This window comes from Pseudomonas sp. LTGT-11-2Z (assembly GCF_003691445.1).
GTDB classification, from domain to species: Bacteria; Pseudomonadota; Gammaproteobacteria; order Pseudomonadales; family Pseudomonadaceae; genus Aquipseudomonas; species Aquipseudomonas monteilii.
In genome coordinates this window covers 4,610,082-4,634,300 of record NZ_CP033104.1, presented here as the reverse complement: position 1 = coordinate 4,634,300, position 24,219 = coordinate 4,610,082, and the positions used below count along the sequence as shown (strand labels likewise).

Genomic DNA, 24,219 nt, shown 5'->3' with positions numbered 1-24,219 from the left:
GTTGGCCTAGCGCCAGCGCCTCTTCGCAAACCGCAATCCTAGGACCTTCCCATTCATGGCTAACACGGACGCCTTGAAGCAACAGGGCGCGCGAACGTCGTTTTCGCCGACCCTGAAATCCCACCTGGCCTACACGCTGCTCAGTGGCCTGGTGATCATGCTGATGCTCAGCCTGGTGCGCCTGGCGCTGCTGGTCTACAACAGTGACATGGTCGGCGATACGCCGTATTCCACGGTAGCCGAAGGCTTCCTCAACGGCTTGCGCTTCGACCTGCGGGTGGTGGTGTACCTCAGCATCCCGCTGCTGCTGGCGATCCTCAGCCCCTGGGCCATGGCCCGGCGTGGCGTGTTCCGCTTCTGGCTGACCCTTACCTCCAGCGTGGTGATGTTCCTCGGCCTGATGGAGATGGACTTCTACCGCGAGTTCCACCAGCGCCTCAACGGCCTGGTGTTCCAGTACATCAAGGAAGACCCGAAAACCGTCATGAGCATGCTCTGGTACGGCTTCCCGGTGGTGCGCTACCTGCTGGCCTGGGCCTTCGGCACCTGGCTGTTGAGCCTGCTGTTCAAGGGTATTGACCGTGCCACCCGGGGTGAGGGCGTGCAGCGCGTTGCACCGTGGTACAACCGCCTGGCGGTGTTCATGGTGATTTTGCTGGTGGCCGTGGTCGCTGCCCGTGGCACCCTGCGCCAAGGGCCGCCGATGCGCTGGGGGGATGCCTTCACCACCGATTCCAACTTCGTCAACCAGCTGGGCCTGAACGGCACTCTGACCCTGATCGATGCCGCCAAGAGCCGCTTCGGCGAAGACCGCGCCAACATCTGGAAGCCGGTGCTGGAGCAGAACGTGGCCACGCAAAGCGTGCGCGAACAGCTGCTGACCGCCAACGATACCCTGGTCGATGCCGACGAGGCTGCCATCCGCCGTGACTTCGTGCCGCCGGCTGACCGCACCTTGCCGATCAAGAACGTGGTGGTGATCCTGATGGAGAGCTTTGCCGGCCACTCGGTGGGCGCGCTGGGCAGCCCCAACAACATCACCCCGTACTTCGACAAGCTGGCCAAAGAAGGCCTGCTGTTCGACCGCTTCTTCTCCAACGGCACCCATACCCACCAGGGCATGTTTGCCACCATGGCTTGCTTCCCCAACCTGCCAGGCTTCGAGTACCTGATGCAAACCCCGGAAGGCGGCCACAAGCTGTCTGGCCTGCCGGCCCTGCTTAGCGCCCGCGACTACGACGACGTGTACGTCTACAACGGCGACTTTGCCTGGGACAACCAGTCCGGGTTCTTCGGCAACCAGGGCATGACCACCTTCATCGGCCGTAACGACTTCGTCAACCCGGTGTTCTCCGACCCGACCTGGGGTGTGTCCGACCAGGACATGTTCGACCGCGGCAACGAGGAACTGGCCAAGCACGACGGCAAGAAGCCGATCTACGCGCTGCTGCAAACGCTGTCTAACCATACGCCTTACGCGCTGCCGAAAGACCTGCCCGTCGAGAAGGTCACCGGCCAGGGCCGCCTGGACGAGCACCTCACCGCCATGCGTTATTCGGATTGGGCGCTGGGCCAGTTCTTCGAGAAGGCGCGTAAAGAGCCTTACTTCAAGGAAACGCTGTTCGTCATTGTCGGCGACCACGGCTTTGGCAACCACCAGCAGGTCACCGAGCTGGACCTGGGCCGTTTCAACGTACCGTTGCTGCTGATTGCCCCGGGCATTCAGGAGAAGTTCGGTGCGGTGAATCACACCGTGGGTACCCAGGTCGATATCGTGCCGACCATCATGGGCCGCCTGGGTGGCCAGACCCGTCACCAGTGCTGGGGCCGCGACCTGCTCAACCTGCCTGAAGGCGACCAGGGTGTGGGCATGATCAAGCCGTCGGGCAGCGAGCAGATCGTTGGCCTGGTACAGGGCGACCGCATCCTGATCGAGTCCAAGGACATGAGCCCGCGCATGTACCGCTACCAGCTGGGCAGCGAGTTCAAGGCTGAGCTGATCGAAAGCCCGGACCAACCGGAAATGCTCAAGAAGCTCGAAGCGTACATTCAGACCGCGACCAAGAGCTTGCTGGATAACACCGCTGGCGTGGTGCACGGCACACCGAAGTAACGCTGCTACATGGGCCGCATTGCGGCCCATTCGCGGCTAAAGCCGCGAAGAGGCCAGCGCAGACTGAACATTCTCCCAGCCCCAAGGTCAGTTATTCAGGCATCACCCAACTGGTGTTCTTGAATTGAGAGGGCTCGTTCAATGAAAGCGTGGGAAGTCATCTTTGCCGATCAGAAAGGCGAACCGTCCACCATGACCCTGCGGGCCGAGCACTGTCCCAGCGAAGAGGACGCCGCGCGGGCCATCCGTTCGCACCTGTTCCCGGTGATGGACGAGCTGGACCTCAACGACTTCCAGGACCGCACCATTTCCCCCACCGCCCGCTGGCTGAAAGAACATAGCGGCGTGACTATCACCAGCATTCACGAAGCACCCTGATACACACGTTTGCGTGGCGCCTTTGCAGGCACTACGCTACTGGAAGGTGCCGCCTATTCTGCGGGTTGGCACCGCTTCAATTCGCGTCTTGCATCAGCTCGAACTGCCTGGCCAATGACTGCCGGCAGGTGCGTAGTGCACGGAAAGTCTATCCATAGCATTATTCAGGAGGACGATTCATGAGCAGCCAGAACGACGATATCAGCAGCAACGTCCTGCGCCAGATGAAAGCAGGCGGGTTCGACTTCACCCAGATCCACCCCATCGAGTTTTACGCCGTATTCCCCGACGAAGCAGGGGCCCGCCGCGCGGCCGGGCAGTTTCGTGGCGAATCGCTCAATGCCCAGGTGAAGGAGCTGGGCGACGGTGCCTGGCACCTGGAACTGAGCAAGGTCATGTATGCCACCTATGGCGGGATTGGCGACTTTGAAGAGGCCTTTGAACAGTTGGTGACACCTTATGGGGGAGAGGTGGAAGGGTGGGGCGTCAAGCATGAGCGGCCGATTGCCTAAGCGTGTTGTGTTGCCTTTTTCGCGGGTTCGCCCGCGAAGAAGCACACGCGGGCGTCAAGGTCTGCGCTTGGCCATGTGCCCCAGATAGGCCAGCAACGCATCCAGCTCCTGTTCACTCAACACACGCTCGTCAAACCCCGGCATCTTCGCTTGCGGCCATTGCCGCAGGCTTTGCGGGGCCCGAATCAGCTTGCGCAGGTATTCTGGCCGAAAATACTCGGTAGGGTTGTGCGGCACATTCAAATCCGGCCCCACCTGCGCATCCCCTGCACCGTTCAGTCGATGGCACGCCAGGCAATTCTGCTGGAACAATGCAAAACCCTGCAGCACCGGGCTGTCGGCCGGCAGCTTGGGGGCGGGCAGCAGCGCGGGAAAACGCTGCGCCACCGGCGCGAGCATGCGAATGGTGGAAATCTGGAACGGCCACTGCTCCGGGCGGATGCCACTGGCCTGCGGCGCAGTCCACACCAAGTAGAACGGCCCCGCACTCGGCTTGCCCTGGCCCAGTGCCGGCCACGGCTGGCCTGGGTCTTCCACCGCCAGCCAGGCCTGTGCCGGCCCCTGCTGCAACAGTGGCGCAGCGGGCATTTCAGCGGCAAAGCCATCCAGCGCCACGGCCTGCAGGTGATCACCGGCGCTCACGCCTTTTAGCAGCGTGGCCAACGGCACCGCCCGATAGTGCATGGGGCGTTTGTAGGAAACGTCTTGTTCGATGCTGATATCCCGAGCCTGCGGGTGGTCAAGCAGTTCGGTGCTGCTCCACTGGCGCGTATTGGCGCCCAGTTCAAGGTGCAGCTGCGCCGCCGACAGCGGCAGGCTCAGGAGCAACGCTAACAAGGCAAGGCAGTGGCGCATGGGCAATCTCCGACCATCAAGGCCAGCAGGTTACCTGTGTATTGCCCGGTGGCGCCATCGCCACTGTCAGCCGAACAAGCGTGTCAGGTTCGGCAAAATCAGCAGTAAAGTGGTGGCGAAGAGAATGAGCCCAGCTTGGCGAATTTTCGATTGTCTGAACATGGCGGACCGCCTTCTTTTTGTTATTCCTGAATACCCGTTGGCTTCCTTGTCGCACTTCGGGTCGATCGCAGCAACGACGCGTGGCGCCTGAACTGCCTGCCTCTTGAAAGTGGATATACAACCAACAGTAGGGTGTGTGGCATCCATGTTTGAGAACCCTTTCTTCTAACAGTGTTGGTCGATGATTTCTTTTTGCTATGAGGCCATGTGCCAGTCGGCTGGCATGCTCTGGCTAGACAGTGGCGCAAGTACCTGGCGGGCGCCGACGAAATGTGACCGTTCGTCAGTGCAACCTACTTGCTTGTACGTGTCTTTCGAGTCAGTCTCTACAGCAGATTCCCACCCATGTCGTTCAGGACTACCCCTATGTCGTTACGCGTCTGCATCCTTGAAACCGATGTCCTGCGACCGGAGTTGACCGCGCAGTACCAAGGCTACGGCAGGATGTTCGAGCAGCTCTTTTCGCGTCAGCCGATCGCCGCCGAATTCCGTGTGTACAACGTGATGAACGGCGATTATCCCGCCGACAGTGAAGTGTTCGATGCCTACCTGGTGACGGGTAGCAAGGCTGACTCGTTTGGTTCCGACCCGTGGATCCAGACCCTCAAGGCCTACCTGCTGAAATTGTACGAACGTGGCGAGAAGCTGCTGGGGGTGTGTTTTGGCCACCAGTTGCTGGCATTGACCCTGGGTGGCAAGGCCGAGCGGGCCGACAAGGGCTGGGGCGTGGGCATTCATCGCTACTCGCTGGCGGCCCATGCGCCGTGGATGGACCCGGAAGTGTCGGAGCTGACCTTGCTGATCAGCCACCAGGACCAGGTGACCGAATTGCCGGAAGGCGCCACGGTGATTGCTTCCAGCGACTTCTGCCCGAATGCGGCGTACCACATTCGTGACCAGGTGCTGTGCTTCCAGGGCCACCCGGAGTTCGTGCATGACTATTCCCGCGCATTGCTGGATGCGCGTCAGGAATTCCTGGGAGATGAGGTGTACCACAAGGCCGTGGCCAGCCTGGCCACCGAGCACCAGGGCGACCTGGTGGGGGAGTGGATGTTGCGCTTTATCCAGCAGCCGGTGAGCAAGCACGACGCGGCGTAAGAGGCTGGGGGCCTCAAACCGGCCCCCACAATCTCAAAGCCAGCCCGACTTCTTGAAGCTGGCATACAACCCCGCACACCCCAGCCCGATTACACCCAGCACCCCGAAATACCCATAGTGCCAAGCCAGTTCCGGCATGTTCTGGAAGTTCATCCCGTAAACCCCGGCAATGGCCGTGGGGAACGCCAAAATCGCCGCCCAGGCCGCGAACTTGCGCTGAACGATGCTTTGCCGTGACGACTCCAGCAGCATGCCGATCTCGATGGTCTGGCTGGCGATGTCGCGGATGCCGGCCAGGTCTTCCATTTGCCGCGTCACATGAATCTGCACATCACGGAAGTAGGGCCGCATGTTCTTGTCGATGAACGGGAAGCTCAGGCGCTGCAGCTCTTCACTCACTTCCACCATCGGCGCCACATAACGGCGCAGGCGCAGGATGTCGCGGCGCAGGCTGTGCAGGCGGCGGATGTCGTCCTCCTGCAGCGAGCCCCCCAGCACGCTTTGTTCCAGCTCTTCGATCTCGCCATGAATGGCTTCGCTGACCGGCTGGTAGTTTTCTGTCACGAAGTCGAGCAGGGCGTACAGTACGAAGTCTTCGCCATGCTCCAGCAGCAATGGCCGTGCCTCGCAGCGTTGGCGCACCATGGCGTAGGACTTGGAGTGGCCGTTGCGGCAGGTGATGATGTAGCCGTTGCCAGCGAAGATATGGGTTTCGATGAATTCCAGCTTGCCTTCGTGGCGCACCGGCGAATAGGTGACGATGAACAGCGCGTCACCGAAGGTTTCCAGCTTGGGCCGGCTGTGCTTTTCAAGGGCATCTTCAATGGCCAGTTCGTGCAGGTTGAACTGGCACTGCAGGTTGGCCAGCTCCTCGGCGTTGGGCTCTTCCAGGCCGATCCACACGAAATGCCCCGGCTTGCGCGCCCACTCGCTGCCTTCGTCGATGCTGATGTTGGTGACCTTTCTGCCGGCGCTGTACACCGCCGATGCCACGACACGACCCATGGTTGCCCGCTTATTCCGGTTGAACACGGTTACAGCTTGGGCCGTACCCGGCCCAAGAGCAACCCGCTTCAGGCCAGCTCGTGTTCCATGCGGTCGATGCACTGCTGCATCTGCCCGCGGCACTGCTCGATCAGCGCCGGGATGTCCTGCTGTGTCATGCCCGCCGTGACGATGGGTGGCAACGAGCGCACGATCACCGTGCGCTGGCGCCAGCTGTTCAGGCTCATGCGCCTGGCATAGCGGCTGACGCATACCGGCACGATCGGCACGCCGGCCTCGATGGCCATGTGAAACGCGCCCTTCTTGAAGGCCATCAGCTGCTCGCCGGCGTTACGCGTGCCTTCAGGGAAAATCCAGATGGAGGTGTCGTCCTGCAGCACCCGCGTGGTCTTTTGCAGCGCCTTGCGCGCCTGGTAGGCGTTCTTGCGGTCGACCAGCACGTTGCCGCCCAGCCAGAACAGCTGGCCGAACAGCGGGATCCAGCCCAGGCTTTTCTTGCCGATGGCCACGGTGCGTTGTGGTACCACCTGGCCCAATACGAACAGGTCGAAGTTGGACTGGTGGTTGGCGACGATCACGCAACCGGGTGGGTGGTCCCACAGTGGCCCGACCTCGGCCTTGACCTTGATGCGCATCAGCCAGGTGGCTGGCCGGCTGTACAGGTGGGCAAACACCCGGCTGTTGTCGGGGTTGAAGGGGCGGCACAGGCCAATGATCAGGCCCACGGCGCCAACGGCAAGAAAATGCAGCGCCAGCAGGAACATGCGCAACGAATAAAGCATGGTACGACTCACACCAGACAGTCGCCGGACAGTGTACGGGTGTGCACTGATTGCGGCAAACCTTGGTGTGAGCCTGTCCGGTCAACCCATGTGGTGCTGGTCCAGTTCGATCGCCTTGTCCAGCGCCTCCAGCAGCCCTTTGCGCACCTTCAGCTTGGTGTTCTTGTGCGCCAGCATGTTCAGCTTCTTCAGCTCCCGCGCCGCCGCCAGCGCTGCGTCCTGCAACTGTTCAGCCGGCACCACCTTGTCGAGGAAGCCGGCATCCACTGCCGCGACCGGGTCGAACACCTCGGCATTGATCACCGAACGATGGAAAGCCGAACGACGCAGGCGGTCGCGGGCCAATTCGATGCCGGCATGGTGCATGGTCATGCCGATCTGCACTTCGTTCAGGCACACCTTGTACGGCCCTTCGACGCCAATGCGGTAGTCGGCCGACAGCAGCAGGAAGGCGCCCTTGGCCACGGCATTGCCCGGGCAGGCGACCACTACCGGGAACGGGTGCGACAGCAGGCGGCGGGCGAGGGTGGAGCCCGCAGTGACCAGGCTGATGGCCGCTTGAGGGCCGCTGGTCATCACCTTGAGGTCGTAACCGCCCGACAGAATGCCTGGCTGCCCGGTAATGATCACCACGGCACGCTCTTCAGTAGCGCGGTCAAGCGCGGCATTGAAGGCGGTGATGACATCCGGCGAGATGGCGTTGACCTTGCCGTTGTTCAGGGTCAGGGTGGCGATGCCGTCTTCGGCGTGGTAGGTAATCAGCTCGCTCATGGCAGAGTCCTTTTGTTGGCGTGGCGACGACGTTACCCAGCGCCAGAGGCCAGGTAAAGCAGCAAGGCTGACTGGTCGGTCAGCGTTCACCGGGGCTCAAATGCAAATACATGAAAAAACTGAAAAAAATGCTTGCCAAAGGGGAGCGCTTTCACTAAATTAGCGCACCTCGACGGGCCGCACGGCTTGAAGAGAAACGGTGAAGTGTCCGAGTGGTCGAAGGAGCACGCCTGGAAAGTGTGTATACGAGAAATCGTATCAAGGGTTCAAATCCCTTCTTCACCGCCACATTCTGCGAAGAGCCCCCGAGCTGAAAAGTTCGGGGGCTTTTTGCATTCTGGGCCTTGTGCGACGAAAGGGCCGCAAAGCGGCCCTGGCAATCTAGAAGCTGACCGAGGCCGACAGCCGAGCCGTACGCGGTGCCCCCTGGAACAGGTAGTTGTCCCCCAGGTAATCCCCCGCATCGCGCCAGTAGCGTTTGTCGAATACGTTATCCACGGTCAGCCGCAGCACGGTGTCATACCCGGCAATACGCGTGCGGTAGCGGCTGCCAAGGTCGAATACGGTGTACCCGCCAACCTCCACATTCCCCGCCTGGCTTGCATACTTGCTGGCGCTGTACCGTGCCCCGCCCAGCAGCGCCAGCCCCGGCACCGGCAACGTGTATTCCGCGTGCAGCGCTGCCCGGAACCTGGGCACATTGATTGCCTGATGGCCTTCATAAGCATCGGTACCGCTGTTCTGCACCCGCGCCCGAATGGCTGCGGCACTGGCCTGCACTTGCAGGTTCCGGGTCACCCAGCCGCTGGCGCCCAGTTCCAGGCCGGTGTTTTTCTGCTGGCCCTGCTGCACATAGGTGAAGTAGCCCGTGTCGTCGGGGCGTGCGTACTGGTAGGCCTGGCGGATCTGGAACAGCGCGGCGCTGAGGCTAAGGCCTTGCCAGTCATGTTTGAGGCCCAGTTCCAGTTGGTGGGAGGTCGTGGGGGCAAGGATTTCGAATTTGTTCAGCGCAAACCACGGCGCTGTGCCGCCGGCCGACAGGCCCTTGGCATAGCTGGCGTATACCGTGGTGTTCGGCTGCGGCTTATAGATAAGCGCAGCATTGGGCAGCAACTCATACTGGCGGGTATGGCGCCCGGCAACCCCGTTCTCGTCCCAGGTCTTTTCATCCAGGCGCACTTCGCGGGCGCCCAGTACAGTTTGCCATTGCTCGTTGAAGCTGATGCGATCGCTGACGAACAGGCCATACTGGCGGCTGTCCAGGCGGCGTTCGCTGGCGCCAATGGGTTTGTCGGAAGGCGGTTGGGCTGGGGAGCCTGTGTCGATATTTCCGGGGTGTTCCAGAAGCTCGTTGTAGTAGGTGCGTTGATCCAGCGTCCGACGTTGAGCGCTGGTGCCCACGGTCAACTCATGGCTGTTACCGGCAACGTCAAACCGTCCGTTGACCATCGCCTGTGCTTCATCGACACGCCTGGTGTCGTCAGGGCTGCGGAAATCATAGATATCGTAGTCGCCTTCCGGGCTGAAATGAGACTGCCAGCCATCTTCGCTTCCCCAGGCAAACGAACTGTAGTCGTCGATCACCACCTTGCTGCGCGAGGCACTCAAGGTGCCGGTCCAGGCCTCGTTGAAGCGATACTCGAAGCGCCCGCCCAGGTTCAGCGAGTCGTTCTGCACCGGCTTGGCCCAGCTCTGGTACGCCAGACGGTCATCCGGATCGATGCCGTGGGGCACTTCTGTGCCGCCCAGTAATTGGTAACCCGGCACCGAGCGTTGTTCGCGGTGCTGGTATTCGGCATCCAGCTGCAGGGTGGCATCCGGGTTGATCTGCCAGTCGAACGCCAGCGAGGCGAAGTCGCGCTTGCCGTCGGCGTGGTCGACGTAGGAGCGGATGTCTTCATGGGCCAGGTTGGCGCGCAGGCCAAACTGCTTTTCGCTGCCGAACCAGCCGCCCAGGTCGGTGGCCAGGTAGCGTTCGCCTTGCTCGTTGGTCGATACCGTGACGCTGCGCACGTCTTCGGCTCGCTTGGTCACGTAGTTGATCAGGCCGCCCGGCTCAGAAACGCCGCTCTGCAGCCCTGACAGGCCCTTGAGCAATTCCACCTGCTGCTTGTTCTCCAGGGCCACGTTCTGCTCGCCGGCGATGGTCTGGCCATTGATGCGGTAGCTGCTGGCGGCATTCAGCTCGAAGCCGCGCACATTGAAGTTTTCGTAGTAGCCGATGGGGGCATAGCTTTCGCCAACCGAGGCGTCACTTTGCAGCACTTCGCTGAGCTTGCGCACCTGGCGGTCTTCCAGCAGTTGCTGGCTGAACACGCTGACCGAGGCGGGCGTATCGAGCAAGGGCGCGGGCTGAAAGCCACCCACCGCTGCCTGGCGTGCCTGGTAGCCATCGTTGGCATAGGTGTCGGACACCTGTAGCGGCGCCAGCACCACGCTGTCTTCGGCGAGCACATGGGGGCAATGCAGGGCCAGGCCCAGGCTGAGCAGGCTCAGGTGCAGGCGGGGGTGACGCGGTGGCATGCGGGGGCTCCGACCATGAAAAAGGCGGCATCTTAACAGCCGCCTTCTGCATAAAACGATCCGGGCCCCGCGATATTCAGTCCTGGTTGGCGGGCCGCTTGTGCTGCCGCCAACTGTCATCGATCTTTGACCAGGTTTTGCCGTCGGTTATCGCCATGAGCTTGCGCCCATCCTTGAAGGTGGCCAGGAAGGTGGCTTCTTCCTCCTTGCCACCTAGCCACAGCCCGGCCAGCAACCCTACCGGGCCCGCCACCAGAGCGCCGGCCACACCCCAGCCCAGGGCGCTGCTCAGGCTGCGGCTTGATTCCAGGCTGGCCAGCCTGAGGTCGCTGATGCGCGCGAGTGAAATCCGCTCGCCCGGGGAGGGGCTGCGCGGGGTCTTGAGTGTGAGCGATCCGTTGCGATACTCGCCTTCACCTTGCAAGAAATCGCCGGATTGCACCGTGAGTCTTGTCATAAAGTCGTCCTGTCAGGGAAAGGGCATTGACCAGCGCCTACTGAGCGCTGCCCGGGCAGGCAAGTCAACGGCAATACGACGGAGGGTAGTGCGGTGCGATGTCGCCCCTGTGTCAATCAAGCGGCCTTTCGATTGGCCAGCCCCCACGCCAGCAACGCCAGCCCGCCTATCACCAGGCCTGCTACCACAATGCCCATCCAGCCTTGGTGCTGGAACAACTGTGTGCCCAGCAGCGACCCCAGCGCCCCGCCAATGAAGTAGCAGGTGATGTACCCAGCATTCAGCCGTGTGCGTGCCTCGGGCCGCAGGGCAATCACTGCGTTCTGGTTGCTCACGTGCACCAGTTGCACTGCCAGGTCGAGCATCAACACACCCAGCAGCAAGGCCAGCAGCGACTGCTGGGCAAACCCCAGCGGCACCCATGACAGCAGCAATACGACCAGGCCCACAGTGGTACCCAGCGAGCCTTTGCCACGGTCTGCCAGCCGCCCGGCCCAGTTGGCCGACAGCGCACCCGCCGCACCGGCCAGACCGAACAGGCCGATCACGGCATCCGAATAGTGGTAGGGGCCTTGTGCGAGCAGAAACGCCAGCGGTGTCCAGAACAGTGCGAACAGGCTGAACGCCAGCAACCCAAGCAGCGAGCGCAGGCGCAGCACGGGCTCTTCGAAGAACAGGCGGAACACCGAAGCGATCAGCGCCGGGTACTTCAGCCCGGCATGGCTATGGTGCTGTGGCAAGCTGCGGTACAGCGCCAAGGCGGTAATCGCCATCAACACGGCGGCCAGCACATAGATGCTACGCCAGCCGCCCAGTTCGGCCATGAAGCCGGCTGCGGTGCGCGCCAGCAGGATGCCCAGCAGCAGGCCGCTCATCAGCGTGCCGACCGCACGGCCGCGCTGATGTGGCTCGCTCAGTGTCGCGGCCATTGGGACCAGGATCTGCGCCACCACCGAGAACAGCCCGGTCAGCGCCGTGCCCAGGATCAGCCAGGGCAGGCTCGGCGCACAGGCACTGATGACAAGGCCCAGCGTGGAAACAGCGGTCATTACGGTGATCAGCCGGCGCTGCTCGAACAGGTCACCCAGCGGCGCGAGCAACAACAGGCCGGCGCCATAACTGAGCTGTGCGGCAATGACGATGCTGCCAGCGCTGGCAGTGCTCAGGCCGAACTGCTCGGCGATGCTGTGCAGCAGTGGTTGGGCGTAGTAATTGCTGGCCACGGCCAGGCCGGTGGCGGTGGCCATCAGCAGGATCAGGGCGCGGCTTAGACTGGGGGCGTTCATGCGGTTCTCGTGGCGGGCAGTAGTAAGTGGGAGGATTATCAGGGAGTGTCTGGCATGACACCAATGTATAGTTTTCAACTTATCCATCTTGAAAGCAGATAGATGCATGAACCTCAAGCAGCTCGAATATGCCCTTGCCGTTGCCGACACGGGCAGCTTTACCCGCGCGGCCGAGCGCTGCCATGTGGTGCAGTCGGCGCTTAGCCATCAGGTGGCGCGGCTGGAGGCACAGTTGGGCGTCAGCCTGTTCGAGCGTAGTTCGCGACGGGTGCGCCTGACCCCTGCCGGCGAGGCTTTTGTGCTCAGCGCCCGGCCGGCGGTGGAAGCGGCCAGACGCATTGCCGATGACGTGGCGGCGGCTTGCGGGCAGGTGCGCGGGCGACTGGCGATTGGTGAAATCAGCTCGCTCACGGCGTTGGACCTGGTCGACCTGCTGGCACTGTTCCACGGTCGTTTCCCGGATGTGGATGTGCGTTGGATCACGGCCAAGAGCGAATTGCTGATCGTCGATGTGGTCGAGCGGCGCCTGGATGTGGGCTTTATTGGCCTGTGGCAGGGCGAGGTCGTGCAGGGCGTGGAGCATCGCTTGCTGGCCAGGGAGGAACTGGTGGCGTTGTTGCCGGTTGATCATCGACTTGCCGGCCGTACGCCGTTGGCGTTGGCCGACCTGGCGGACGAAGTGCTGGTGGACTTCCCCGAAGGCACCGGGGCACGGCGGCAGACGGATGAGGCGTTTCACGCCGCAGGGTTGCAGCGCCGGGTGCAGTTTGAGATCGGGCATGTGCGTCTGGTGGAAAAGTTTGTGCAGCGGGGCATGGCGGTGGGCCTTGTGCCGGAGCGGGTGGCCCAGGGTTTCGAAGGTGTGACGGTGGCGCGGTTGGTGGATGCGCCGGTGCGGCACTTGTATGCCGTGTGGTCCTCCAGCCCGACGCCCGCTGCCCGGGCTTTTCTTGAGGTGATGGAACAGCGGCTGGGGTCTGGGAGTTGATAAGCCTGTACCGGCCCTATCGCTGGCACAGGCAGCCCATCAACTCAAGCGGCAAACCCGCCATCAATCGTCAAGCTTGCTCCAGTGATGTACCCGGCTTCTGGGCCCGCGAGGTAAGCCACAAAGCTGGCAATCTCATCCGCCTCGCCATACCGCCCAATCGCCATCAGCGGGATCAGGCTCTCGGCAAACTCGCCACTGGCCGGGTTCATGTCGGTGTCCACCGGCCCTGGCTGCACGTTGTTCACGGTAATGCCTTGCGGCCCCAGGTCACGGGCCATGCCGCGGGTCAGGCCAACCAACGCCGACTTGCTCATGGCATAGGGTGCGCCACCGGCAAACGGCATGCGCTCGGCGTTGGTGCTGCCGATGTTGATGATGCGCCCGCCCTGGCCCATGTAGCGTGCGGCAGCCTGGCTGGCGACGAACACGCTGCGCACATTCACCGCCAGCATGCGGTCGAAGTCGGCCAGGTCGAATTCGGTGACCGGTGCTACTGCCAGTACGCCGGCGTTGTTGACCAGAATATCCAGCCGGCCGAAGGCCTTCACGGCGTCATCCACCGCCAGCTGCACGGCTGCTGCATCGGCACTGTCGGCCCGCAGGGCCAGGGCCTTGCCGCCGTTTTCGGTAATTTCCCGGGCCAGTGCTTCTGCCGGGCCGGCAGAGCTGACATAGGTGAAGGCTACGTGTGCGCCTTCGCGGGCCAGGCGCCGCACGATGGCCGCACCAATGCCACGGGAACCGCCCTGTACCAGGGCCACTTTGCCTTCGAGTGTAAGTTGCTTGGACATGCTGATCTCCTGCTGGAAGCCAGGCCGGAATGCCTTGGATGGGCGCAGTATCGGCGCTCGATTACCTGCTGATAAGATGGCAATCACTATCAGCAGAGTAAACCTTTGGTTGCCAATCATGGCCATGGAATCGTTCAACGCGTTGGAGTGCTTCATCCGCAGTGCCGAGGTCGGCAGCTTTGCCGAGGCTGCCAGGCGCCTGAGCATTACCCCGGCCGCTGTGGGCAAACATGTGGCTCAGCTGGAGGCGCGCCTGGGGGTGCGGTTGTTCCAGCGTAGTACCCGCAAGCTGACTTTGACCGAAGCGGGGCAGCGTTTTCTTGGTGAGGTCAGTGACAGCTTCCGCACTATCCAGTACGCCGTGGCCAACCTGGCCAGTGCCGAAGGTCAGCCGGCCGGCCTTTTGCGGGTAAGTATGGGGACGGTGTTCGGGCGCTTGTACGTGTTGCCGTTGCTGAGTGAGTTTTTGCGCCGCTACCCGGCCATTACCCCGGACTGGCATTTCGACAACCGCCAGGTCGACTTGATTGGCCAAGGGTTCGATGCAGCGATTGGCGGTGGTTTTGAACTGCCGCCGGGGGTGGTGGCGCGCAAGCTGACCCCTGCGCACCGGGTGTTGGTGGCGGCGCCGGTGTACCTTGAGCGGCATGCGCCGATTGCAGACCCAGAGGTGCTGCAACGCCACGACGGCATCCTGATCCGCTCACCGCAGACCGGGCGGGTGCGTTCGTGGCCGTTGACCAGCCGCTGGCAGGTGCAACAGCCGTTGCAGCTGCGTCAGGCGATGACCATGAGCGATTCGGATGCGGCGTGCGCGGTGGCCGAGCAGGGGCTGGGGATTGCCTTGGTGAGCCTGCCGTTTGCCGTGCCCTACCTGCAGGGCGGGCGGCTGCGTCGGGTGTTGCCGGACTGGTATGTGGACGACGGGCACATCAGCCTGTATTTCGCCGAGCACAAGCTGTTGCCGGGCAAGACCCGGGCGTTTATCGATTTTGTGGTGGAGAAGTTTGCCGAGCAGGGGTTGGCGGGGCGGTTTGATGCCTTGCAGACGTTGTAAAGGCCCTTTCAGGTAATATCAATGATGAACAGAACCTGTGCCCCAAGGCACACCTCGTCATCAATCTTTTTGCCCATCAGTTGCTGCCCCAGCGGCGAACGCGGGGTAATCACTGTTACCAACTCATCTCCTTCGCCAATCTTCAGCCCCGCCGCTTCAGGCCCAAGGAACAGCTGGCGTTGGCTACCTTCCTCATCCTCCAGTTTCACCAGGTTGCTCACCTGCACCCCGCGTGCGGGGTCATAGTCGCGCAGCAGTAATTGCTGGTAGATCAGCAGCGCCTGGCGAATCTGGGCACTGCGCCGGGCCTGGCCGGTGGCCAGGTATGAGGCTTCCAGGCCCAGGGTGTCGTACTTGTTCTCGGCGATGTTCTCTTCGGCGGTGGCAGCCTCGTAGGCGGTTTGCGCCGCACGGGTCAGCACGTCCAGATCATGCGTGAGGATGGCGACGATCTGCGCCAGCAGGTGGGGCTTGTCCATGGTCAGTAACAGAACTCCAGCACATTGGCCTGGCTTTTGTCGGTAGGGGCGGTGCGGTTCTGCTGCAGCCAGAACTGGCACTTGGGGCTGTTGAGGTTGCGCGGGTTGCCTTGGGCAGCTTCGGCGGCCTGTTGCTGTTCCTGCTTGTGCAGGATGTCCTTGTAGCGGTCGAACATCTCGGCCTGGGCATCCGCTGTCGGGGCTGCTGCCGGCGCCGGTGCTGGCGGGTAGACGCTAGGGGGCAGGGCCTGGGCCAACGGCTGCACTTGCTGCGGCCACACCAACAGGGCCAGCCAGGCGCTCGCCACGATGGCCACCGCGCCCAGCCAAAGGCCAAAGGCAACGCACAGGATCAACGGCAACGGCTTGAGGGTGATTTTCAGTTCACGCTGGCGGGGCATGGCAGCCTCCTGGCAAGGTCGGTCGGGGTGCATTGTCGCATGCACTTGGGCATTTTTCCGCGCAGGTGCTTTTGTCGGCGACAATTTATGCGCAGAATTCGTGGTTTTTGCACCGGTACGGGAGGGGCGCATGAAAGCCACCTGGGACATCTTCTGCAGTGTCGTCGACAACTACGGCGATATTGGCGTGACCTGGCGCCTGGCCCGGCAGCTGGTGGCTGAGCACGGCCTGGCGGTGCGCCTGTGGGTGGATGACCTGAACGCTTTCACGCCCATGTGCCCCGGCGCCGATGCCACTGCTACGCAACAGTGGCAGCAGGGTGTGGAAGTGCGCCAATGGCCGGCGGCCTGGTTGCCGGTGGAACCGGCTGATGTGGTGATCGGTGCATTCGCCTGCCAGTTGCCGTCGCCTTATGTGGAGGCCATGCGTGCCTGCGCCACGCCGCCGCTGTGGCTGAACCTGGAATACCTCAGTGCCGAGGACTGGGTGGAAGGCTGCCATGGCTTGCCGTCGCCGCAGCCTAACGGCCTGCGCAAGGTGTTTTTCTTCCCCGGCTTTACCGAGAAGACCGGTGGCCTGCTGCGCGAAGGCTCGCTGCTGGCGCGGCGTGACGCGTTTCAGCAGGGGGCAAGGCAGGCCTTCTTGCAGGGGCTTGGCGTAAACCCCGAAGCGGGGGCGTTGCTGGTTTCGCTGTTCGCCTACGAAAACCCGCAGCTGGGCAATTGGCTCGATGCCCTGGCCACAAGCGAGCAGCCTTGTCACCTGCTGGTGCCGCAGGGGCGCGTTGTCGCGGGGCTCAGCCAGTGGCTTGGCGAGCCGACGTTACCCGTGGGCAGCCTGCGCAAACGAGGGGCACTGACGGTGCAGGTGCTGCCTTTCGTCAGCCAGGACGACTACGACCGGCTGCTGTGGAGCTGTGATTTCAACGCGGTGCGCGGCGAAGACTCGTTCGTGCGTGCGCAGTGGGCCGGGCAACCGATGCTGTGGCACATCTACGTACAGGACGAGAATGCCCACTGGGAAAAGCTCGAAGCGTTTCTCGGGCATTATCGACGCGGCCTGTCAGAAGCAGCCGATGCCGCCCTGCTGGGCCTATGGCGTGCCTGGAACATGGATTTCGACATGGGCCAGGCCTGGCGGGCGGCCCGTCAGCATTGGCCAGAACTGCAGCAGCATGCCCGCCTTTGGGCTGGGCAACAGGCCGCTCAGCCGGACCTTGCCACAGCGCTAGTACACTTTTGCCGAAATTCGCTATGATACGCGGCCTCGATTTTTATAAATCCATCCAGATTCGGATACTTCGTAATGAAAACTGGTAAAGAACTGAAACCCGGTACCGTCCTGCGGATCGACAACGACCCGTGGCTGGTTCAAAAAGCTGAGTTCACCAAGTCGGGCCGTAACAGCGCGATCATGAAGACCAAGCTGAAGAACCTGCTGACCGGCTACAAGACCGAAACCGTATACGGTGCGGACGACAAGCTGGACGACGTGATCCTGGATCGCAAAGAAGCGACCCTGTCGTTCATCAGCGGTGACTCGTACACCTTCATGGACACCACCGACTACACCATGTACGAACTGAACGCCGAAGACATCGACGCCGTTCTGCCGTACATCGAAGAAGGCATGGAAGACATCTGCGAAGCCGTGTTCTTCGAAGGCCGCCTGGTATCGGTTGAACTGCCGACCACCATCAGCCGTCAGGTTGTCTACACCGAGAACGCTGCTCGCGGCGACACCTCGGGCAAGGTCATGAAGCCTGCCAAACTGAAGAACGGTACCGAGATCCAGGTTGCCGACTTCATCCAGATCGACGAGTGGATCGACATCGACACTCGCGACAACAGCTTCAAAGGCCGCTCCAAGAAGTAATTCTTCTTGTGAAACGCAAAAAACCCGGCCTCGGCCGGGTTTTTTTGTGCCTGTGATTTACACGGTCACGTGCAGGCGTACATCCACATTGCCGCGGGTAGCGTTGGAGTACGGGCACACCTTGTGCGCTTTTTCCACCAGCCCTTCGGCATCGGCCTGGGCCAGGCCCGGCAGGTTGATGTGCAGGTCGATGTCCAGGCCGAAACCGCCCGGGATCTGGCCGATGCCCACCTTGGCGGTGATCGAGGCATCGGCCGGCAGGGCTTTTTTCTCTTGCCCGGCTACAAATTTGAGGGCGCCGATGAAGCAGGCCGAGTAACCGGCGGCGAACATCTGCTCTGGGTTGGTGCCGTCACCGCCGGCGCCGCCCAGTTCCTTGGGGGTGCTCAGGCTGACGACCAGCTTGCCGTCGCTGGACTTGGATTTGCCGTCGCGCCCACCGGTGGAGGTAGCTTCTGCGATGTACAGCGGAGTGACCTTTTGCATCTTGAGCCTCGCTAATGTGCTGTGCGCTTCCTGTTCGGGGGAGGGCGCGGGTTGGTGTGGGATTTAATTTAGCGCGCAATTAGTTAGCGCGCAAGATAAATCGTCACCGCTCATCCGAACGGCCATTGCACAGCATAGCTTTCAGAGGTTTTTCTGCAGGTTCTCGCGCAGGTTCAGCAGGTCGGCCTGCAGTTGTTGCAGCTGCGCCAGGCTGTACCCACTGGCCTTGAGGATGCACTGAGGCACCTCTTTGGCCTGCTGCTGCAAGGCGCGGCCCTTGTCGGTCAGTTGCACCATTACTACCCGTTCGTCTTCGCGGCTGCGATTGCGTTGCAACAGGCCTTCGCTTTCAAGGCGCTTTAGCAGCGGGGTCAGCGAGCCCGGGTCGGTGAGCAGGTGCTGGCTGATCTCGCCCACGGTCAGGCCGTCGCGCTCCCACAGCACGAGCATGGCCAGGTACTGTGGGTAGGTCAGGCCCAAGGCTTGCAGCAGCGGTTTGTAGACCTTGGTCATCAGCAACGAGGTGGAGTGCAGGGCAAAGCAGACCTGGTTGTCCAGCAGCAGCTCGTCACAGGAGGCTTGGGTGTCGGCGTTCATGCAGGTCCTTGAAGGCAATAATGGGGAATTCTGGCTCGCTGATCATTAGTGCGCGCATTACTCGTGCAGTTCACTGCGCAAGGCCAGGTCCCAGGGTGGAACCGGGCTGAAGCGGCTCTTGAGGAATTCGAGCAGCAAACGGCTGCGAGAGTTCGTTTTGTGTTCCAGGCGTAGCGCGTAAATACCGCTGGTTTCGGCTTCGGGCAGGCCGCCATCGCAAAACAACGGGACCAGTTCGCCGCGCACAAGGTACTCGCTGATCAGCCAGGTGGGCAGGTGGGCAACACCCAAGCCGGCGAGGGCGCCGAACAGCAGGGTTTCGGCATTGTTGGCGGCCATGCGCATGCGCGCGGGGCGATACAGGCGGGTTTGCCCGGCTACGTTGAAGCGCCAGGCGAACGGCGGTGCCAGGCCGTCCCAGTCCAGGCCGTCGTGCCCGGGCAGTTCGCTGGGGCAGGTAGGGATGCCTCGGTTGGCCAGATAAGCCGGGCTGGCGCACGCGATGCGTACCATGTAGGCCAGCGGCGTAGCGACCAGGCGGGTGTCGGCCAGGGGGCCGGCGCGCAGTACCAAGTCGACCTCGCCCAGGTGGCTGCCATGCAGGTCGACGAAGCTGTCGATCAGGCGCAACTGCACGTCCAGGCCAGGGTAGGCCACCAGGAAGTCGGCGATGGCCGGGGCCAAGTGGCGGCGGCCGAACGCGGCGGGGGCATCGATGCGGATCAGCCCTTCTGGGGCGTTGCTCAGCGATACCGCCTCGGCCCGGGCCAGGCGCAGTTCCTCGATGATGCGCCTGGCCCGGTCGGCAAACGCATTGCCCGCAGGGGTGGCACGCACGGCGTGGGTGCTGCGGGTGAACAGGCGGCTGCCCACGGCGGTTTCCAGGTTGTCGATGCGCCGGGCCACGGCAGACGGGGTCAGCGGATGGCGGCGGGCGGCGGCCGAAAAACTGCCGGTCTCCAGCACATCGAGGAACAGGCTCAGTTGGTCGGTGAGGGCATCGGGGCTCATGGTTGCCTTGCTTTTGCGAAATGCGCACAGCCATTGTGCGCTGCTGTGCGTTTCCCTGCCAGCCCGCAATCGTTAGCATGCTCGCAATATCTGTATAGGCGGACGAGGCCCTGATGATCGAGTGGTTGTTGTATATCGTGCTGGGCGCTGCCCTGGGCACCATGGGGGGGCTGTTCGGCATTGGTGGCGGGCTGATCGCGATTCCGGCGCTGGGCGTGCTGTTCGGCCTGGACCAGCAACTGGCGCAGGGTACGGCGCTGGTGATGGTGGTGCCGAACGTGTTGCTGGCGCTGTGGCGGTACCACCAGCGCAACCGCATCGAACTGCGCCATGCCGTGCCGCTGTCGGCGTGCAGCTTCCTGTTTGCCTGGCTGGGGTCGATCTGGGCCGTGGGGCTGGATGCGCATTCCATGCGCCTGGGTTTTGTCGGCTTTCTGGTAGCGCTGGCGGTGTGGAACGTGGCCCGGATGTTCATGAAAGTGTCACCGCCGAGTGCCGAACTGCGCTATGCCTGGCCGTGGCTGGGCGTGCTGGGCAGTTTTGCCGGCACCATGGGCGGGTTGTTCGGGGTGGGTGGGGCTGTGGTGGCTACGCCAATCCTGACCAGTGTGTTTGGCACCACCCAGGTGGTGGCGCAGGGGTTGTCGCTGGCGTTGGCGGCGCCGAGCACCTTGGTGACGTTGGTTACGTATGGCGTGCACCATAGCGTTGACTGGGGCGTGGGGCTTCCACTGGCGGTGGGCGGTTTGCTCAGCATCAGCTGGGGGGTGAAATTGGCCCATGCGCTGCCCGAGAAGGTATTGCGGGCGATGTTCTGTGTGTTTTTGGTGGTGTGTGCGGTGATGCTCGGGTTTGAACTTTGAGATTGTGGGGCCGCAAAACGGCCCAAATTACTTGAACCCTTCAACGATGTAATCGGCCATGCAGTCGGTGATGGGTGACTGGGTCTGGGTGTTGCGCAACAGCATCACATTGGCCATGGGCAACTGCGGCAGCCCGTCCTGTTCGCCCAGGATGCGGATGTTTCCGCCAATCAGACTCTGCAATTGCGCCGTCACCGCCAAGCCTGCCGTGACAATGGCAAAGATCGCCGCCAGGCTGGGGCTGGTATAGGCAATGCGGTAGTCGATGCCCTGTGCTTCCAGTGCATTGCACGTCCAGGCTCGGCAGAAGCAGTCGGTATTGAACAGCGCCACAGGCATCGGCCGCTGCTCTTGCGGGCAAAAGCCTTCGGCGGCGGCCCACACCAGGCGTTCCTGGCGCAACAACTGGCCAACCTCGTTGCCCGGCTCGCGCGTGACGATGGTCAGGTCCAGGTCCTGGCGCAGCATCAGCTGTTTGGACGAGTCGCAATGCACTTCTACCTGTACCAGAGGGTAGGCCTGGGCAAAGCTCGACAGAATGGTCGGCAAAAAGCGCATGGCGTAGTCGTCTGGCGTGCCGATACGCACCAGCCCGACCATGTGCGGCATGCGCAAGGTATTGAACACCTCGCCATGCAGCTTGAGGATGCGCCGGGCATAGCCCAGCAACACCTGGCCTTCAGCGGTGAGCCTGACCTGGCGGCCGTCACGCTCGAACAGCTGGCGCTGCAGAATGTCTTCTTCCAGGCGTTTCATCTGCATGCTCACCGCCGACTGGGTGCGGTTGACCACTTCGCCAGCGCGCGTGAAACCGCCTTGCTCGGCGATGGCGACGAAGGTGCGCAGCACGTCCGCATCGAGGCTCTGGTACTGGGACATTGCATCAATCTCCGAGATGCATGGCATCAGAAACATTCGTTGGATTGATCTTAAGCCCGGCGCGAGACTGAGGCCATCCAATACGGAGGGCTTCACGATGAAAGGTCATGTCAGCAGCATCCAGCAACCTGCTTTCTCCCTGAACCATCTGTGGCATGCGGCCCTGCAGCGGCCGGTGCGCTGGCTGGAGTTGTACCGCCAGCGGCGAGAACTGGCCGCCCTCAGCGATGCTACCTTGCAGGACCTGGGGCTGAGCCGGGCGGATATCCAGCAAGAGGCCGAGCGGCCTTTCTGGGATGATCCGTTGAGAAAGTGAGTTTGGTCTGGGGGCTTGTCTTTAGCTTTTCAGCGCCTGTGAGATCGAGCGCCGCCCGCGCGGCGCTCGATCTCACAGGCGGCACAAACCCCAAGGCATGCGCCCCAGCCTCACCGCCGTACTTGCTTCAACGTCTCGGCAATCAAAAATGCCAGCTCCAGCGACTGATCGGCATTCATCCTTGGGTCGCAATGGGTGTGATAGCGGTCAGACAACGCATCTTCAGTGATCGGCCGGGCGCCGCCGATGCATTCGGTGACGTTCTGCCCGGTCATCTCGATATGGATGCCGCCAGCATGGCTGCCCTCGGCCTGGTGTACCTGGAAGAACTGCTTCACTTCATCCAGGATCTGCGCAAAGTCGCGGGTCTTGTAGCCGGTGCTGGCCTTGATGGTATTGCCGTGCATCGGGTCCGAGCTCCACAGCACCTTTCGCCCCTCGCGTTCGACGGTGCGGATCAGCCCCGGCAGGTGGTCGCCAACCTTGCTCGCCCCCATGCGCACGATCAGGTTCAGGCGCCCGGGGTCATTGGCCGGGTTGAGCGTGTCGATCAGGCGTATCAGCTCTTCAGGGTTCATGCTGGGGCCGACCTTGACCCCGATCGGGTTGTGCACCCCACGCAGGAACTCCACATGGGCACCGTCCAGTTGGCGGGTGCGGTCGCCGATCCACAGCATGTGCGCCGAGCAGTCGTAGTAGTCGCCGGTCAGGCTGTCCTGGCGCACGAAGGCTTCTTCATAGTTCAGCAGCAGTGCTTCGTGGGCAGTGAAGAAGCTGGTTTCACGCAGTTGCGGCGCGCTGTCCAGGCCACAGGCGCGCATGAACGCCAGGGTTTCGTCAATGCGGTTGGCCAGCTGGTGGTACTTGTCGGCCAGCGCCGAGTTGGCAATGAAGTCCAGGTTCCACTTGTGTACCTGGTGCAGGTCGGCAAAGCCGCCCTGGGCAAAGGCGCGCAGCAGGTTGAGGCTGGCGGTGGCCTGGTGGTAGGCCTGCAGCAGGCGATCCGGGTCGGGGATGCGGCTCTTGGCATCGAAACCGATGCCGTTGACGATGTCGCCACGGTAGGCGGGCAGGGTGATGTCGCCGATGGTTTCATCGCCCGAGGAGCGTGGCTTGGCAAACTGGCCGGCCATGCGGCCTACCTTGACCACCGGGCAGCCGGCGGCAAAGGTCATCACGATTGCCATTTGCAGCAGCACCTTGAAGGTGTCGCGGATTTTCGCCGCCGAGAACTCGGCGAAGCTCTCGGCGCAGTCGCCCCCCTGCAGCAAGAAGGCGCGCCCTTCGGTCACCTCGGCAAACTGGCGGCGCAGCTCGCGGGCCTCGCCCGCGAACACCAGCGGCGGGTAGCTGGCCAGGGTTTGTTCAACCTTCAGCAAGTGCGCGGCGTCGGGGTAGGTCGGTTGCTGCTGGATCGGCAGGGCGCGCCAGCTGTCAGGGCTCCACGGTTGGTTCATCTCGGGCTCGGTCTTGTCGGTTGTAGGCTATGGGCCATGGTAACAGTTGGCGCTGCGCTTGTTGCATCGAGGGTGTTGACGGACAATGCGCGTTTTTGCGCGGGCGGGTGGTAAGCATGACGGCGGAACGGGAAGAGCGGCTACTGGCACGGGTAGAGGACGCGTTTGGCGTCATCAGCGTGTACGAAGTAGACGACTACCGCTTTCTGGAATTCGGCGATGCCATCGAGCAAAGCTGTGTGTTCACGGCCGACCCGAGTTGGCTGGAGTACGACTACACACGCGCCATGCTGGTGGGGGCGCTGTGCCACGAGCAGCCCGAGAGTGCGCTTTTTCTTGGCCTGGGGGCCGGCACGCTGACCCAGGCCTGCATGAAGTTCCTGCCGCTGGAAGATATCGAAGCCATCGAACTGCGCCCGGACGTGCCACGCCTGGCCATGGAGTACCTGGGGCTGGATGACGACCCTCGGCTGTATGTGCGTATCGGCGATGCCCTGGAGTTGCTGCCCACGGCGGAGAAGGCCGACCTGCTGTTCGTCGACCTGTACACCGACCACGGGCCGGGCGTGGGGCACCTGGCGTGGAACTTCCTGGAGAACTGCCAGCAGCAGTTGAACCCGGGCGGTTGGCTGGTGATCAACCAGTGGGCCACCGATGACGGCAAGCCGCTGGGTGCGGCGTTGCTGCGTGGGTTGTACCACCGGCATTACTGGGAGCTGCCGGTGAAGGAAGGCAATGTGATCTTGCTGGTGCCGGCTGATCTGGAACAATCGCTGGACCTGGAAGGCTTGCGGGCGCGTGCCGAAGCGCTGGCACCGCGGTTGGGGTATAGCCTTGAGGGGTTGATCCGCGAGATTCGGCCGGCTACCTGAATGCCTGGCACGGTCAGTGTAGGAGCGGCCGCGTCAGCCTTGAAAGAATTATCGATTCAGCTTGATGCAATTGATGGCCCGACAATGGCCTTTCACCGCGAAAATATTCCTCACGTCCCCGCACGATTTCGGGTATAGTACGCGCCGGTCTTTTAGCGGACCTCAAAATCAGGTGGTGCAAATCCTCCGAGTCCAGCTTCG

Annotated in this window: 26 protein-coding genes and 1 tRNA gene; 12 read left to right on the top strand and 15 right to left on the bottom strand. The window is 62.4% G+C overall.

All coding sequences use genetic code 11. The annotated features are described in order from the left end of the window. The first annotated feature begins 55 nt into the window (after nucleotides 1-55). The 3 genes from D8767_RS21805 to D8767_RS21795 all read left to right on the top strand — a co-directional run bounded on the left by D8767_RS21805 (nucleotide 56) and on the right by D8767_RS21795 (nucleotide 3,003). Nucleotides 56-2,113 (top strand): LTA synthase family protein, encoded by a 2,058-nt coding sequence (locus D8767_RS21805; RefSeq protein ID WP_016715075.1) that lies wholly within the window; start codon nucleotides 56-58, stop codon nucleotides 2,111-2,113. Between the two features lie 141 nt (nucleotides 2,114-2,254). Continuing rightward, entirely contained in the window at nucleotides 2,255-2,491 is a 237-nt protein-coding gene (locus D8767_RS21800) for a hypothetical protein (RefSeq protein WP_016715076.1), read from the top strand. 179 nt (nucleotides 2,492-2,670) lie between these two features. After that, nucleotides 2,671-3,003, top strand: a complete 333-nt coding sequence (locus D8767_RS21795; RefSeq protein ID WP_016715077.1) for a ribonuclease E inhibitor RraB — start codon at nucleotides 2,671-2,673, stop codon at nucleotides 3,001-3,003. 54 nt (nucleotides 3,004-3,057) lie between these two features. On the opposite strand, the gene D8767_RS21790 is transcribed toward D8767_RS21795, so the two are convergent. Next, a complete protein-coding gene (locus D8767_RS21790; protein ID WP_016715078.1) occupies nucleotides 3,058-3,858 on the bottom strand; it encodes a cytochrome c in 801 nt (266 codons plus the stop codon). Nucleotides 3,859-4,386: 528 nt separating this feature from the next. Between D8767_RS21790 and D8767_RS21785 the strand changes: the two genes are divergently transcribed. Continuing rightward, entirely contained in the window at nucleotides 4,387-5,118 is a 732-nt protein-coding gene (locus D8767_RS21785) for an amidotransferase (RefSeq protein WP_019096934.1), read from the top strand. 33 nt (nucleotides 5,119-5,151) lie between these two features. On the opposite strand, the gene D8767_RS21780 is transcribed toward D8767_RS21785, so the two are convergent. The 3 genes from D8767_RS21780 to D8767_RS21770 form a co-directional block, all read right to left on the bottom strand. Further along, entirely contained in the window at nucleotides 5,152-6,123 is a 972-nt protein-coding gene (locus D8767_RS21780; RefSeq protein WP_016715080.1) for a magnesium and cobalt transport protein CorA, read from the bottom strand. 68 nt (nucleotides 6,124-6,191) lie between these two features. Continuing rightward, nucleotides 6,192-6,905, bottom strand: a complete 714-nt coding sequence (locus D8767_RS21775; protein WP_016715081.1) for a 1-acyl-sn-glycerol-3-phosphate acyltransferase — start codon at nucleotides 6,903-6,905, stop codon at nucleotides 6,192-6,194. A gap of 81 nt (nucleotides 6,906-6,986) precedes the next feature. Then, nucleotides 6,987-7,676: a crotonase/enoyl-CoA hydratase family protein gene (locus D8767_RS21770; protein WP_016715082.1), complete on the bottom strand. Its 690-nt coding sequence runs from the start codon at nucleotides 7,674-7,676 to the stop codon at nucleotides 6,987-6,989. A 198-nt stretch (nucleotides 7,677-7,874) separates the two neighbouring features. On the opposite strand from D8767_RS21770, the gene D8767_RS21765 reads away from it, so the two are divergent. Next, a tRNA-Ser gene (locus tag D8767_RS21765) sits at nucleotides 7,875-7,964 on the top strand. 93 nt (nucleotides 7,965-8,057) lie between these two features. Here the strand turns inward: D8767_RS21765 and D8767_RS21760 are convergent. The 3 genes from D8767_RS21760 to D8767_RS21750 form a co-directional block, all read right to left on the bottom strand. Next, nucleotides 8,058-10,199: a TonB-dependent siderophore receptor gene (locus D8767_RS21760; RefSeq protein ID WP_028698657.1), complete on the bottom strand. Its 2,142-nt coding sequence runs from the start codon at nucleotides 10,197-10,199 to the stop codon at nucleotides 8,058-8,060. A gap of 76 nt (nucleotides 10,200-10,275) precedes the next feature. Continuing rightward, a complete protein-coding gene (locus D8767_RS21755; protein WP_016715084.1) occupies nucleotides 10,276-10,656 on the bottom strand; it encodes a hypothetical protein in 381 nt (126 codons plus the stop codon). A 116-nt stretch (nucleotides 10,657-10,772) separates the two neighbouring features. Continuing rightward, on the bottom strand, nucleotides 10,773-11,942 hold the full coding sequence (locus D8767_RS21750; protein WP_016715085.1) for an MFS transporter: 1,170 nt from the start codon (nucleotides 11,940-11,942) through the stop codon (nucleotides 10,773-10,775). Nucleotides 11,943-12,048: 106 nt separating this feature from the next. Here D8767_RS21750 and D8767_RS21745 point away from each other — a divergent pair, with 106 nt between their 5' ends. Beyond that, nucleotides 12,049-12,930, top strand: a complete 882-nt coding sequence (locus D8767_RS21745) for a LysR family transcriptional regulator (RefSeq protein WP_016715086.1) — start codon at nucleotides 12,049-12,051, stop codon at nucleotides 12,928-12,930. Nucleotides 12,931-12,974: 44 nt separating this feature from the next. Here the strand turns inward: D8767_RS21745 and D8767_RS21740 are convergent, their stop codons facing one another. After that, on the bottom strand, nucleotides 12,975-13,724 hold the full coding sequence (locus tag D8767_RS21740; RefSeq protein WP_016715087.1) for a 3-oxoacyl-ACP reductase family protein: 750 nt from the start codon (nucleotides 13,722-13,724) through the stop codon (nucleotides 12,975-12,977). 118 nt (nucleotides 13,725-13,842) lie between these two features. Between D8767_RS21740 and D8767_RS21735 the strand changes: the two genes are divergently transcribed. Continuing rightward, a complete protein-coding gene (locus tag D8767_RS21735; protein ID WP_060709797.1) occupies nucleotides 13,843-14,781 on the top strand; it encodes a LysR family transcriptional regulator in 939 nt (312 codons plus the stop codon). An 8-nt stretch (nucleotides 14,782-14,789) separates the two neighbouring features. Here the strand turns inward: D8767_RS21735 and D8767_RS21730 are convergent, their stop codons facing one another. Continuing rightward, the gene (locus D8767_RS21730; protein ID WP_016715089.1) at nucleotides 14,790-15,260 is read right to left on the bottom strand and encodes a GreA/GreB family elongation factor; all 471 of its coding nucleotides are present in this window, start codon (nucleotides 15,258-15,260) and stop codon (nucleotides 14,790-14,792) included. A 2-nt stretch (nucleotides 15,261-15,262) separates the two neighbouring features. Then, on the bottom strand, nucleotides 15,263-15,661 hold the full coding sequence (locus tag D8767_RS21725) for a hypothetical protein (protein WP_016715090.1): 399 nt from the start codon (nucleotides 15,659-15,661) through the stop codon (nucleotides 15,263-15,265). A 130-nt stretch (nucleotides 15,662-15,791) separates the two neighbouring features. Here D8767_RS21725 and earP point away from each other — a divergent pair, with 130 nt between their 5' ends. Continuing rightward, complete coding sequence (earP, locus tag D8767_RS21720; RefSeq protein WP_016715091.1) at nucleotides 15,792-16,919, top strand: elongation factor P maturation arginine rhamnosyltransferase EarP; 1,128 nt, start codon at nucleotides 15,792-15,794, stop codon at nucleotides 16,917-16,919. 48 nt (nucleotides 16,920-16,967) lie between these two features. After that, nucleotides 16,968-17,537, top strand: coding sequence for an elongation factor P (gene efp, locus D8767_RS21715; RefSeq protein WP_012271109.1), 570 nt, complete (start codon nucleotides 16,968-16,970; stop codon nucleotides 17,535-17,537). A 57-nt stretch (nucleotides 17,538-17,594) separates the two neighbouring features. Here the strand turns inward: efp and D8767_RS21710 are convergent, their stop codons facing one another. From D8767_RS21710 to D8767_RS21700, 3 genes are all read right to left on the bottom strand, one after another. Continuing rightward, a complete protein-coding gene (locus D8767_RS21710) occupies nucleotides 17,595-18,023 on the bottom strand; it encodes an organic hydroperoxide resistance protein (protein ID WP_012271110.1) in 429 nt (142 codons plus the stop codon). Nucleotides 18,024-18,164: 141 nt separating this feature from the next. Further along, entirely contained in the window at nucleotides 18,165-18,620 is a 456-nt protein-coding gene (locus D8767_RS21705) for a MarR family winged helix-turn-helix transcriptional regulator (RefSeq protein ID WP_016715092.1), read from the bottom strand. Nucleotides 18,621-18,677: 57 nt separating this feature from the next. Continuing rightward, nucleotides 18,678-19,631, bottom strand: a complete 954-nt coding sequence (locus tag D8767_RS21700) for a LysR family transcriptional regulator (RefSeq protein WP_016715093.1) — start codon at nucleotides 19,629-19,631, stop codon at nucleotides 18,678-18,680. Nucleotides 19,632-19,744: 113 nt separating this feature from the next. Here D8767_RS21700 and D8767_RS21695 point away from each other — a divergent pair, with 113 nt between their 5' ends. Beyond that, nucleotides 19,745-20,494 (top strand): sulfite exporter TauE/SafE family protein, encoded by a 750-nt coding sequence (locus tag D8767_RS21695; RefSeq protein ID WP_025754763.1) that lies wholly within the window; start codon nucleotides 19,745-19,747, stop codon nucleotides 20,492-20,494. Between the two features lie 27 nt (nucleotides 20,495-20,521). On the opposite strand, the gene D8767_RS21690 is transcribed toward D8767_RS21695, so the two are convergent. Further along, nucleotides 20,522-21,373 carry a LysR substrate-binding domain-containing protein gene (locus tag D8767_RS21690; RefSeq protein WP_025754764.1) on the bottom strand — a complete coding sequence of 284 codons (852 nt, stop codon included), beginning with the start codon at nucleotides 21,371-21,373 and terminating at the stop codon, nucleotides 20,522-20,524. Nucleotides 21,374-21,470: 97 nt separating this feature from the next. Here D8767_RS21690 and D8767_RS21685 point away from each other — a divergent pair, with 97 nt between their 5' ends. Continuing rightward, a complete protein-coding gene (locus D8767_RS21685; RefSeq protein WP_016715095.1) occupies nucleotides 21,471-21,689 on the top strand; it encodes a DUF1127 domain-containing protein in 219 nt (72 codons plus the stop codon). A gap of 110 nt (nucleotides 21,690-21,799) precedes the next feature. Here the strand turns inward: D8767_RS21685 and D8767_RS21680 are convergent, their stop codons facing one another. Beyond that, the gene (locus D8767_RS21680; RefSeq protein ID WP_016715096.1) at nucleotides 21,800-23,146 is read right to left on the bottom strand and encodes a class II 3-deoxy-7-phosphoheptulonate synthase; all 1,347 of its coding nucleotides are present in this window, start codon (nucleotides 23,144-23,146) and stop codon (nucleotides 21,800-21,802) included. A 116-nt stretch (nucleotides 23,147-23,262) separates the two neighbouring features. Between D8767_RS21680 and D8767_RS21675 the strand changes: the two genes are divergently transcribed. Then, nucleotides 23,263-24,018: a spermidine synthase gene (locus D8767_RS21675; RefSeq protein ID WP_016715097.1), complete on the top strand. Its 756-nt coding sequence runs from the start codon at nucleotides 23,263-23,265 to the stop codon at nucleotides 24,016-24,018. Nucleotides 24,019-24,219: the final 201 nt, after the last annotated feature.